Here is a 10,606-nt window from a genome sequence, read left to right as displayed (position 1 = left end):
CTTCGTGTGTGCGGGGCGGCTTCGTGTGTGCGGGGCCGCTTCGTTTGGGCGCGGCCATCTCCTGTGGGCCGGGGCCGCTTCGTGTGTTCGCGGCCATTTCCTGTGTGCCGGGGCCGCTTCGTGTGTACGGGGCTGATTGGGCGCGGGGCCGCTTCGTATGGACCGCCCGTTTCGTGTGCGGCGCTGCTTCGTGTGTGCGGGCCGCGTCGCGGTCCTTGGCCGAGGCCGTGTGTGCGGGTGTGGTTGTGGCGTAAGGGCTATCGACGGTTGTCGGTGGGGGGCGTGTGGCCGGGGGCCGGTTCGGGGGCATCGGGGGAGCGGGCGTCCACGCGTAGGGCGCGGTCGAGATGGTCGGCGGCCAGCAGGCGCCCGTTCGCGACCGACAGCACCCAGACGGTGCCCTTGCGGTTGCGCGCGGGTGGCAGTGTGACACCGTCGATTTCGGCCCAGCGCTGCAGCAGCGGCGGAATCACCTTGCCCTGACTGCAGATCACCCGCACGACCGGGGAGGATGCCAGCTCCCGCACGCGGTCCAGCGCATCGTCCGGCGCTGCGGCATAACCGGTTTCGGCCAGCAGCGGCTCGCGGCCGATCTCGACACCGAGCGCCTCCGCAAGCGGAGCCACGGTCTCCACACAGCGCACCGGCGGCGCCGAATAGATCTCGGCGGCCCCGAACGCCAGCAGATTCGAGGTCAGCATCTCGGCCTGCTGCCGCCCGGCCTTCTCCAGCGGGCGCTCGTCGTCGGCGCCCTTGAAGCGCTCGCGCCGACCGGCCTTGGCATGCCGCACCACCAGGAACGTGCCCGTATCCGGCGGGAGCCGCAGGAAATTGCGGATCATGGTGCGGTCCATGGGATACGACAGCTGATCCATCACCCGGTCGACGCGATGCCAGCGCAGTTCGTCCACTTCCGCATTGGGCTCGAACTCCCCCGCGGTGACCGCGGCCGCCCAGTAGTCCACACGCTTGAGTTTGCGATGCCCGGTCACCGGATAGGTCACGTGACCGAGATAGCGCCCCAGGCGGCAACGCAGGCCCGTTTCCTCGGCCACCTCACGCACCGCGGCGACGATCGGGGTCTCGCCCGGGTCGAGTTTTCCCTTCGGCAGCGACCAGTCGTCGTACTTCGGCCGGTGCACCACCGCGACCTCGACCGCGCTCGTGTCCGGGGCATGCCGCCACACCACGGCGCCGGCGGCGAGGATATTGGCGGTGACGCGCGGATCGGAGAACGAGGTCTCCTCGAAATCCTGTGCCGTCGCGTGATTCACTGCTGATCCGGACGTCGCAGTCGCATGAGGAACTCCTGGTGGTCGCGCACCTGTTCGCCGTGGTCGGTGTCGGGGTCGGGCTGGGCCTGCCAGCTGCCGTCGGGCTCGAGTACCCAGCAGCGCGTCGAAGGATGCAGGGCCGAGTCGAACACCGCCTCCAGTTGCTTGCAGGCCCGGGGGTCCTTCACCTGCGCCATGACCTCCACGCGCCGGTCCAGATTGCGGTGCATCATGTCCGCGCTGCCGATCCAGTACTCGTCCTGTGCCTGGAAGTGCAGGATGCGCGAATGTTCCAGGAAGCGACCGAGAATCGAGCGCACCTCGATGTTCTCGCTCATGTCCCGCACGCCCGGGCGCAGCCCGCAGATGCCGCGCACCACGATCTGCACCGGCACCCCGGCCTGCGACGCTCGATACAGCGCGTCGATGATCTGCTCGTCGACGATCGCGTTGGCCTTCAACCGGATCCGGGCGGGCAGGCCCTGCTGCGCGAGTTCGGTTTCGCGGCGGATCCGCTCGACGATGCCCGAGCGCACGCTGGACGGGGCGACGAGCAGATTGCGGTAGTTCGCCTTGCGCGAGTACCCGGTCAGCGAGTTGAACAGGTCGGTCAGGTCGGCGCCGATTTCCGGTGCGGCGGTGAGCAATCCGACATCCTCGTACAGCCGCGCGGTCTTCGGGTTGTAGTTGCCGGTGCCGATGTGGCAGTAGCGGCGGATGGTCGCGCCCTCGCGCCGCACCACCAGGCACGTCTTGCAGTGTGTCTTGAGCCCGATCAGGCCGTACACCACGTGCACCCCGGCCTGTTCCAGCTGGCGCGCCCATTTGATGTTGGCCTGCTCGTCGAAGCGGGCCTTGATCTCGACGAGCGCCACCACCTGCTTGCCCGCCTCGGCCGCGTCGATGAGCGCATTGACGATGGGGGAGTCGCCGGAGGTGCGGTACAGGGTCTGCTTGATCGCCAGCACCTGCGGGTCGGCGGCGGCCTGTTCGATGAAGCGCTGCACGCTGGTGGAGAACGAGTCGTAGGGGTGGTGCACCAGCACGTCGCCCTCGCGCAGCGCCGCGAAAACGTTTCGGGGCGTCTCCCTTTCGCCGAAGGCCGACGGCGTGGCCGGGACGTAGGGCGCGTCCTTGAGCTGCGGGCGATCCACGCCGTACGCCTGCCACAGGCACGACAGGTCCAGCAGGCCCGGCACCTGGATCACGTCGCCGGGGTCGACGTCCAGCTCGCGCAGCAGCAGATCGAGCATGTGCTCGGTCATATCGTCCGACACCTCCAGGCGGACGGGCGAACCGAAGCGCCGCCGCGCCAGCTCGCGCTCGAGTGCCTGCAGCAGATCCTCGTCGCGGTCCTCGTCGACCTCGAAGTCGGCGTTGCGGGTGATGCGGAACGAATGTTGTTCCACCACATCCATTCCCGGGAACAGCTGATCGAGGTGCGCGGCGATCAGGTCCTCCATGGGCAGGAACGCCGCGAGCCTGGCGGGCGCGGCGCCGTCGGCGTCCCGGGTGGGGACCGAGCGCCGCACCCGCACGAAGCGGTCGACATTGTCGGGGACCTTGACGCGCGCGAAGTGCTCGCCGCCGGTCTCGGAATCCTTCACCGTCACAGCGAGATTCAGGCTCAGGCCGCTGATGTAGGGGAACGGGTGCGCCGGATCCACGGCCAGCGGGGTGAGCACCGGGAACACCTGATCCTGGAAATATCCCGAAAGCCGCTGTCGCTCATCGTCGTCCAGGTCCGACCAGCCGATGATGGCGATGCCCTGCTCGACCAGCGCCGGCTGCACCTGATCCAGGAACACCCGGGCGTGGCGGGCCGCCAGATCCTGGGTGCGCTTGGCGATCATCTCCAGTTGCTCGCTGGGCGTGAGGCCGTCGGCCGAGCGCACCGACAGCCCGGCCTCGGCGCGGCGTTTGAGGCCCGCGACCCGGACCATGTAGAACTCGTCGAGGTTGGAGGCGAAGATGGCGAGGAATTTGGCGCGCTCGAGCAGGGGCTCGGAGGTGTCCTCGGCCAGGGCCAGCACGCGGGCGTTGAAGTCCAGCCAGCTCAGCTCGCGGTTGAGGTAGCGATCGGCTGGCAACTGTGGCGCCGCGGTGGCCGTGGGCGGCGGCGTGGCCGCCGGGGGCGCCGCGGGAAGGCGCGGTTGCTGGCCCGTATCCGTATCGCTCACGACGCCGCCTCGCTGGCGCTCGGCGTCATCGGGAATGGGGATCGGCATTTGCCGCCGATCAGCGTGCGCGCTACGCGCGGTGCCGATGGTTCGCTCGCAAGCTCGCTCACCCTCACGATCATTCCTTACCGGTCCAGGCGGCGCGGTGTCGGCACCACCGATTCGACAATGTACGACGCCGTTCCGGCGATCATCCAGCACACATGTGATTCGCCGCGTACCTCCGTGTGAGATTCCGGTGAACAGGTTCGGGCCACCCGATGGCGCGCAGCACCGCGGCGGTGGCCGGGCCGACCCCCAGCGCCGCCGCCCGGTGCAGGTCGTCCTCGGTGTCGACGTCGAGCCGCAGGCCCGGCCAGTCGCCCTCCAGATCCTTTGCCCCCGAGGCGATGTGGCGGCGCGCCGAATCCGGGCCGAACCGCGGGGCCAGCGGGGCCGAGCCGTCGCGCACCAGCAGGGCGGCGGTGCCGTGACCGGCGTGATCGGCGACGATCGCGCGGCCGGGCGGGGCGGTGGCGAGCATGTCGGACAGCTCGCCGGGACACAGTGCGGGCAGATCGGCCTGCAGCGCAAGCAGTTCGACGGGCCCGTGGCGCTCGCGCACCGCGGTCGCCGCGGCGGTCAGAGCGGTGTTGAGCCCGTCGGTGGGATCGGTGCCGCCCACGGGGTCCGGGTGGACCTCCGCGCCGAGCTCCCGCACCGCGGCCGACACCTCGTGATCCGGCGTCACCACCGTGACGGAGCCGAGGCCCGCCGCCACCGCGGCGGTGACGGTATCCGACAGCATCGCCAGCACCAGCCGCGACCGATGGCCGGGCGGCAACCGGTCGGCGAGTCGGCTCTTGGCGCGATCGAGGTGTTTCACCGCAATCACGGCGTGCACTGCATCCGGACGCATGTGCCAATCGTCCCACGGGTGGACGAGTGGCGGACGTCATGCCGGGTAGCACGGACCGTACGGTCGGATCCGAGTCGCCGCCGCGGCGGTTCCGGCCCGTCCGCCGGGCGGGCGGGCCGCAGCGGCGCCCGGGCAAACGACAAGCAGCGGATCGGGGCGGGATGTCCGCGGGCGTGGCGGCGGACTCGCCGCGGCGCGGTGGGGCGGGTGGCATATTGGCTCTCATGACTAGGGCGGCTGTGATGGGTGCGGGGTCGTGGGGCACCGCGTTCGCGAAGGTGTTGAACGATGCGGGCACCGAGGTGACGGTGTGGGCACGACGGCCCGAGGTGGCCAAGGTCCTGGCCACCGAGCATCGCAACCCGGCCTATCTGCCCGATGTGGAGCTGCCCGGGATCTCGGCCACCGACGACTTCCGGGTGGCGCTCGACGGTGCGGACACGGTCGTGCTGGCGGTGCCGTCGCAATCGCTGCGCGCCAACCTCGAGGTCTGGAAGGACGCCATCGGTGCCGACGCCACGCTGCTGAGCCTGGCGAAGGGGATCGAGACCGGCACGCTGCTGCGGATGAGCGAGGTGATCGCGTCGGTGACCGGCGCCGCGACCGGCCGCATCGCGGTGCTGTCGGGCCCGAATCTGGCGCGGGAGATCGCCGCCCAGCAGCCCGCCGCCTCGGTCGTGGCGTGCACCGATGCCGCGCGCGCGGAGGCGGTGCAGCACGCGTGCGCCACCGGCTACTTCCGCCCGTACACCAACACCGACGTCGTGGGTTGTGAGATCGGTGGTGCCAGTAAGAACGTCATCGCCCTGGCCTGCGGTATCGCGGCGGGAATGGGTCTGGGTGACAATTCGATCGCGAGCCTGATCACCCGCGGGCTGGCGGAGATCATCCGGCTGGGGGTGGCGCTGGGCGCGAATCCGGTCACGCTGGCCGGGCTGGCCGGGATCGGCGACCTGGTCGCCACGTGCACCTCGCCGCTGTCGCGCAATCGGTCGTTCGGATATGTCCTGGGCGAGGGCGGGTCCATGCAGGCCGCGCAGGAGGCCACCCACGGCCAGGTCGCCGAGGGCGTCAAGTCGTGCACCTCGATTCGCGCGCTGGCCGAACGCCACGGCGTGGAGATGCCGCTGACCACGGCGGTGCACCGGGTCTGTCACGAGGGCCTGTCGGTGGCCGAGGCCGTCGGCCAGCTGCTCGGGCGGCGGATGAAGCCGGAATGATTGATCACCGGCCCGCCCGGGTACGGTTCGCTTTATGAGCAACCGGATCAGGGTCGCGGTGGTCTTCGGCGGACGCAGCAACGAACACGCGGTGTCGTGTGTGTCGGCCGGGTTCGTGCTACGCAGCCTGGACCCCGAACGGTTCGAGGCGGTGCCGATCGGCATCACCCGCGAGGGCACCTGGGTGCTGGGGGACGCCGACGCCCGCGGGCTCGCGATCGCCGATCGGTCGCTCCCCGCGGTGGATTCGTCCGGGGTGGAGCTGGTGCTCGCGCCGGATCCGACCCGCTCCGGCAAGCTGTTGTCCCTGGGCGACACCGGGTCCGGGCCGGGTGCGGTCGATGTCGTCTTCCCGGTGCTGCACGGCCCGTTCGGCGAGGACGGCACGATCCAGGGGCTGCTGGAGCTGGCGGGCCTGCCCTACGTGGGGCCGGGCGTGCTGGCGAGCGCCACCGGCATGGACAAGGAGTACATGAAGAAACTCCTTGTGGCCGAGGGTCTTCCGGTCGGCGACCACGTGGTGCTGCGGCCCGGCACGGCGACCGTGTCCGAGGCGGATCGGCGGCGACTCGGGCTTCCGGTCTTCGTCAAACCGGCGCGGGGCGGGTCGTCCATCGGGATCACCAAGGTCGACCACTGGGACGAGTTCGATGCCGCTGTCGCCACCGCCCGCCTCCACGACCCGAAGGTGATCGTGGAGGCCGCCGTGGTCGGACGCGAAGTCGAGTGCGGCGTACTGGAATTCCCGGACGGCCGGGTGGAAGGCAGTGTCCCGGCGGAGATTCGGATGCCCGACGCCGATCCCGGTGCGGCGGTGCCGGAGTTCTACGACTTCGACACCAAGTACCTCGACGACGTGTGCGAGTTCGATATCCCGGCCAAGCTGAACGACGATGTGGCCCAACAGGTCCGGGAGCTGGCGGTGCGGGCGTTCCGGGCGCTGGACTGCCAGGGCCTGGCGCGGGTCGACTTCTTCGTCACCGCGGACGGCCCGGTGCTCAACGAGATCAACACCATGCCCGGCATGACCTCGATCTCGATGTATCCGCGCATGTGGGAGGCCACCGGCGTGGACAACCGCACACTGATCACCACCCTCATCGAGACGGCGGTGGCCCGGGGGACCGGGCTGCGCTGACTCTCGGTGTCGCGTCACGGCGGGACGGGAACTCCTGACGGCCGCGTATCCTCGGTGGGGTGCTCGTTGCGATGACCATTCCCGGCCTGGCGCTGCTGATTATCGCGGTCGCCTTCGCCGAGGTGATGTACCGGAAGGTGACCGGCCGCGCCGCCCTGCCCTGGATGCGGGGCGAGAACGGCGAGCGCGCGTCGGCGATCGGATTCGAGCAGTTCGACGCCCTGTTCACCTCCGCCAAGCGCCACGAATTCGAGCAGCGCCAGTCGGTACTCATGCACCGCGAAAGCCCGGGCGACGGCACACCGGGCGGCTTCGACCTCGACCTGAGCTCCGGTAAGGCCCGGCTCCGCTAGCTCGGAACCGGGCCCGGATCGATCGGCTGGGCGGGCATCTTCTCGGCGATGACGTCCGAGATGTCCTGCAGCGGGGTCGGTCCCGCGCTGTTGGGCATGGTGACGGCCACATAGGTGCCGCGGTCGACGGCGAACCAGGTGCCGGAGGTGACACCCGAGGTCTGATCGCGCACCTCGAACCAGTTGACCCCGTTGATCACCTGCAGGGACGATGCCTTGTCGAACTCCAGGGGCCGGTCCAGCCCGCAGCGCAGCACGATCGGTTCGCCGCCGTCGGGCAGCTGCCACGCGGCGGTGGCGGGTGGCGCCGGTTGCGCCAGTTCGGCCTTGGTGTAGTCGCCCAGCTGTTCCGGCAGCGTCGGCAGCAGCGCGGCGCACGCCGGACCGGTCGCACCCGGCGCCGGAATGGAACCGAGCGCCAGCGGCTCGCGGACCGGATTCTGCCGCGACATCACGGCGATCACCAGCACGGCGACGATCAGCGCCACCGGCAGCGCCACCGCCGTCGCGATGAGGGCGGGGGAGAACCGGGGAGTATCGGAGGTGGACTCGCCGTCGCTATCCGTATCGCTGCTCATCCGGGGATTCGTCTCCGCTCGTCCTGTCGCGCGCGGCGGGTCCGGCGGCCCGCTGTCACCGCTGCTGGGATGGATTCCGGTCCCGAGCGTAGCGAACCGCGTGCCGCGGCCGGAGGAGGAGGTCGGCTTGCGGTCGGCGGTGCTTCGCGCACGCGATCCACCGCGCCAGTACTGTCGATCCGGCCGACGGCGGTTCGGCCCATCGGAAGGAGGGTGTCATCACCGACAGCAGCCCGCGCACGGTCCGCGAACTGGGAGAGTTCGCGCTCATCGCGCGCATGAACGGCGGCCGCAGCCAGGGCCCCGGCGTGGTGCTCGGTCCCGGCGACGACGCCGCGATCGTGGCGGCGCCCGCCGGGCGGTACGTGGTCAGCACCGACATGCTGGTGCAGGACCGGCATTTCCGGCTCGACTGGTCCGCGCCCGAGGACATCGGGCGCAAGGCGATCGCGCAGAACGCCGCCGACGTGGTCGCGATGGGCGCGGCTCCGAGCGCGTTCGTGGTCTCACTGGGCTGCCCCGCCGACACGCCCGTCGAGTTCGTCGACCGGTTCGTCGACGGCCTGTGGCGCGAGGCGCACCGCGCCGGAGGCTCGATCGCCGGGGGCGATGTGGTGCGCAGCCCGCTGCTGGTGATCTCGGTGACCGCGTTCGGCGATCCCCCCGATCGCGCGGTGCTGCGCTCGGGGGCGCGGCCCGGCGATATCGTCGCGGTGGCGGGGCGGCTGGGCCGGTCGGCGGCGGGACTGGCGGTCCTCGCCGCGGGCGTCGATCCCGAGAAGTTCCCGGAAATCGTTGCCGCGCACCGGGTCCCGCAACCGCCGTACGGGACCGTGCTGGACATGCCCGCCGCTGCCGCGATCACCGCCATGGTCGACGTGTCCGACGGCCTGCTCGCCGATCTCGGGCATATCGCCGAATCCTCCGGTGTCGCCCTCGATGTGGAGTCGCGGGCGCTCGACGATCCGGCGCTGCACCCGGTGGCCGAACTGCTCGGCGCCGACCCGCGCACCTGGATCCTCACCGGCGGCGAGGACCACGCCTTCGCCGCGACTTTCCGCGCCGGGCAAGAACTTCCCGGCGGCTGGGTACCCGTGGGACGAGCGGCCGCCGGTTCCGGCGTCACGGTCGACGGCAGGCCCTGGACCGGTCCGGTCGGCTGGGAATCGTTCGCGGAAGGTGGGTGAGCTACCGTCGTGAAACTCGCCAAGCTATCTTGTCCCGACATGGGCGCAAAACCACTGTCGGAGATCATCGATACGGGCTGGGCCGAGGCGCTGGAACCGGTAGCCGACCGGATTGCGGCGATGGGCGAATTCCTACGGAACGAGAACGCCGCCGGGCGCGGCTACTTCCCGAAGGGCGAGAACGTTCTGCGCGCGTTCCAGCGGCCCTTCGACAAGGTGCGCGTGCTGATCGTGGGCCAGGACCCCTATCCGACGCCCGGGCACGCCATGGGGCTGAGTTTCTCGGTGGCGCCCGATGTTTCGCCGGTCCCGCGCAGCCTGGCCAACATCTTCTCCGAGTATTCCAAGGATCTCGGTCACCCCACGCCGTCGTGTGGTGACCTGTCGCCGTGGTCGGACCAGGGCGTGCTGATGTTGAACAGGGTGCTGACCGTGCAGCCCGGCCAGCCCGCCTCGCATCGCGGCAAGGGCTGGGAAGCGGTGACGGAGCAGGCGATTCGGGCGCTGGTCGCGCGTAAGCAGCCGATGGTCGCGATCCTGTGGGGGCGCGACGCGTCGACGCTGAAGCCGATGTTGGACGGTGTCCCGTACATCGAATCCGCCCATCCCTCACCGCTGTCCGCTTCGCGAGGGTTCTTCGGATCGAGGCCGTTCACGCGAACCAACGAATTGCTGGGTACATTGGGTGCCGCTCCGGTCGACTGGCGTCTGCCCTGACCGGGGTCTGACGTTGGATCGAACCAGGAGAAGTTGCATGCAGATCAAGTCCGTGCGTGGCGCCGTCGTCACCGTCGCCGCCGGGGCGGCCATTCTGGGCGCGCCCGTGGCGGCCCAGGCCGCGGCGGTGCCGCTGGAGCCGGCGGCCCCGCAGGAAACGACCACCGAGGCGGCGCCGGTGCTGGCGCTGTGGGATCCGCAGACGGGCTCGGCCTCGCTGTCGTCGAATGTGAATGCCTTCGGACTGTGCGCGCTGCAGAGCATCAGCGCCGACGTGCAGTGCCTCGGCGGAGCCAACTGATCGATCACGGGGCATCGGCGCGGCGAATCATGCGAACCTCGATGGTCGGTGTGAATGCCTCCGTGCGGAACGTGCCGTCGAGTTCGAATCCGCATTTCCGATAGAAGGCCTGGGCGCGCGGGTTTTCCTCGAATACCCACAGCGAGGTGTCTGCGGCGGGGCGCAGCACCGCGCGCATCAGGTCGTGTGCGACGCCGGTGCCGTACCGGGCGGCCCGCACGTACATCGCGTTGATTTCGCGGGCGGCCACGGGCGGCCGGTCGCGCGACGGGCCGCCGCTGGCGAATCCGATGACGGTGTCCCCGGCGAGGGCGACCACCGTGGAATCGGGGTAGCGCCGCAGCACACGCTCCCACTGCTCGGCGCGGCGGCCGACGTCGAAGGCGTCGAGCACATGCCGCGACACCAGGTCCCGATAGGCCTCCCGCCAGCAGGCGATATGGCATTCGGCCAGGCTGCGGGTGTGCTCGGCCGCCAGCGGGACGATCCGCCAGGTCCGCTCGGTCATGTTTCCCCTGCCCGGGCAACCACAGCGCCCCGGTCACCTTCGGTGGTGGTTCCCTTGTCCCGGCAACGACGACAGGGGCCCCCCGGCCCCCCCCGCGGCGCGGGCGGGGGGGGGGGGCGCGTAGGCGCCTTCCTTACCCAGCAGCTGGATGCTCATGCCGGCGGCACGGGCCATCTTGGCGCCACCGCCCGGACGCAGCTCCACCGCGTGGATGGTGGTACCGGTCGGGATCGAGCGCAGCGGCAGGTTGTT

11 protein-coding genes and 1 pseudogene are annotated in these 10,606 nt (G+C 70.4%); 6 read left to right on the top strand and 6 right to left on the bottom strand.

Translation table 11 applies throughout. The features are described from left to right. Positions 1-257: 257 nt before the first annotated feature. The 3 genes from QH290_RS13845 to cofC all read right to left on the bottom strand — a co-directional run bounded on the left by QH290_RS13845 (position 258) and on the right by cofC (position 4,352). On the bottom strand, positions 258-1,274 hold the full coding sequence (locus QH290_RS13845) for an NUDIX hydrolase (RefSeq protein ID WP_280383180.1): 1,017 nt from the start codon (positions 1,272-1,274) through the stop codon (positions 258-260). Then, positions 1,271-3,502 carry an RNA degradosome polyphosphate kinase gene (locus tag QH290_RS13840; protein WP_425301532.1) on the bottom strand — a complete coding sequence of 744 codons (2,232 nt, stop codon included), beginning with the start codon at positions 3,500-3,502 and terminating at the stop codon, positions 1,271-1,273. The genes QH290_RS13845 and QH290_RS13840 overlap by 4 nt, the downstream gene beginning before the upstream one ends. A gap of 142 nt (positions 3,503-3,644) precedes the next feature. Beyond that, positions 3,645-4,352: a 2-phospho-L-lactate guanylyltransferase gene (cofC, locus tag QH290_RS13835; RefSeq protein ID WP_280383178.1), complete on the bottom strand. Its 708-nt coding sequence runs from the start codon at positions 4,350-4,352 to the stop codon at positions 3,645-3,647. Positions 4,353-4,576: 224 nt separating this feature from the next. Here cofC and QH290_RS13830 point away from each other — a divergent pair, with 224 nt between their 5' ends. Genes QH290_RS13830 through QH290_RS13820 form a run of 3 tightly spaced genes read left to right on the top strand, consistent with a single transcriptional unit; the run spans position 4,577 to position 7,063 of the window. Then, the gene (locus QH290_RS13830; RefSeq protein ID WP_280383176.1) at positions 4,577-5,572 is read left to right on the top strand and encodes an NAD(P)H-dependent glycerol-3-phosphate dehydrogenase; all 996 of its coding nucleotides are present in this window, start codon (positions 4,577-4,579) and stop codon (positions 5,570-5,572) included. A gap of 34 nt (positions 5,573-5,606) precedes the next feature. Then, on the top strand, positions 5,607-6,710 hold the full coding sequence (locus QH290_RS13825; RefSeq protein ID WP_280383174.1) for a D-alanine--D-alanine ligase family protein: 1,104 nt from the start codon (positions 5,607-5,609) through the stop codon (positions 6,708-6,710). A gap of 59 nt (positions 6,711-6,769) precedes the next feature. Beyond that, positions 6,770-7,063: a DUF6191 domain-containing protein gene (locus QH290_RS13820; RefSeq protein ID WP_280383172.1), complete on the top strand. Its 294-nt coding sequence runs from the start codon at positions 6,770-6,772 to the stop codon at positions 7,061-7,063. Here QH290_RS13820 and QH290_RS13815 read toward each other — a convergent pair. Further along, positions 7,060-7,641: a DUF3515 domain-containing protein gene (locus QH290_RS13815; protein ID WP_280262109.1), complete on the bottom strand. Its 582-nt coding sequence runs from the start codon at positions 7,639-7,641 to the stop codon at positions 7,060-7,062. The genes QH290_RS13820 and QH290_RS13815 overlap by 4 nt on opposite strands. Positions 7,642-7,859: 218 nt before the next feature. Between QH290_RS13815 and QH290_RS13810 the strand changes: the two genes are divergently transcribed. The 3 genes from QH290_RS13810 to QH290_RS13800 are packed head-to-tail and all read left to right on the top strand — an operon-like array spanning position 7,860 to position 9,846. Continuing rightward, positions 7,860-8,828: a thiamine-phosphate kinase gene (locus QH290_RS13810; protein WP_280383181.1), complete on the top strand. Its 969-nt coding sequence runs from the start codon at positions 7,860-7,862 to the stop codon at positions 8,826-8,828. A 39-nt stretch (positions 8,829-8,867) separates the two neighbouring features. Continuing rightward, positions 8,868-9,545 (top strand): uracil-DNA glycosylase, encoded by a 678-nt coding sequence (locus QH290_RS13805; RefSeq protein WP_280262108.1) that lies wholly within the window; start codon positions 8,868-8,870, stop codon positions 9,543-9,545. A 37-nt stretch (positions 9,546-9,582) separates the two neighbouring features. Then, positions 9,583-9,846 (top strand): hypothetical protein, encoded by a 264-nt coding sequence (locus tag QH290_RS13800; protein ID WP_280262106.1) that lies wholly within the window; start codon positions 9,583-9,585, stop codon positions 9,844-9,846. Between the two features lie 4 nt (positions 9,847-9,850). Here QH290_RS13800 and QH290_RS13795 read toward each other — a convergent pair whose 3' ends face one another. Both QH290_RS13795 and QH290_RS13790 read right to left on the bottom strand, forming a co-directional pair. Beyond that, on the bottom strand, positions 9,851-10,354 hold the full coding sequence (locus QH290_RS13795) for a GNAT family N-acetyltransferase (RefSeq protein ID WP_280383169.1): 504 nt from the start codon (positions 10,352-10,354) through the stop codon (positions 9,851-9,853). A 117-nt stretch (positions 10,355-10,471) separates the two neighbouring features. Then, a pseudogene (locus tag QH290_RS13790) lies at positions 10,472-10,606 on the bottom strand (50S ribosomal protein L2); the annotation flags it as partial.

Origin of the sequence: Nocardia wallacei (assembly GCF_029869545.1) — a bacterium.
Lineage (GTDB): Bacteria > Actinomycetota > Actinomycetes > Mycobacteriales > Mycobacteriaceae > Nocardia > Nocardia wallacei_A.
The sequence above is the reverse complement of the archived record's forward strand: the minus strand, read 5'-3'. Positions and strand labels throughout refer to the sequence as shown.

What these genes read in the sequence shown, in the direction of transcription:
- QH290_RS13815 (WP_280262109.1), bottom strand. Translation starts at nt 7,641, where the DNA reads ATGAGCAGCGATACGGATAGCGACGGCGAGTCCACCTCCGATACTCCC.
- QH290_RS13840 (WP_425301532.1), bottom strand. Translation starts at nt 3,502, where the DNA reads ATGCCGATCCCCATTCCCGATGACGCCGAGCGCCAGCGAGGCGGCGTC.
- cofC (WP_280383178.1), bottom strand. Translation starts at nt 4,352, where the DNA reads ATGCGTCCGGATGCAGTGCACGCCGTGATTGCGGTGAAACACCTCGAT.
- QH290_RS13805 (WP_280262108.1), top strand. Translation starts at nt 8,868, where the DNA reads ATGGGCGCAAAACCACTGTCGGAGATCATCGATACGGGCTGGGCCGAG.
- QH290_RS13825 (WP_280383174.1), top strand. Translation starts at nt 5,607, where the DNA reads ATGAGCAACCGGATCAGGGTCGCGGTGGTCTTCGGCGGACGCAGCAAC.
- QH290_RS13800 (WP_280262106.1), top strand. Translation starts at nt 9,583, where the DNA reads ATGCAGATCAAGTCCGTGCGTGGCGCCGTCGTCACCGTCGCCGCCGGG.
- QH290_RS13795 (WP_280383169.1), bottom strand. Translation starts at nt 10,354, where the DNA reads ATGACCGAGCGGACCTGGCGGATCGTCCCGCTGGCGGCCGAGCACACC.
- QH290_RS13830 (WP_280383176.1), top strand. Translation starts at nt 4,577, where the DNA reads ATGACTAGGGCGGCTGTGATGGGTGCGGGGTCGTGGGGCACCGCGTTC.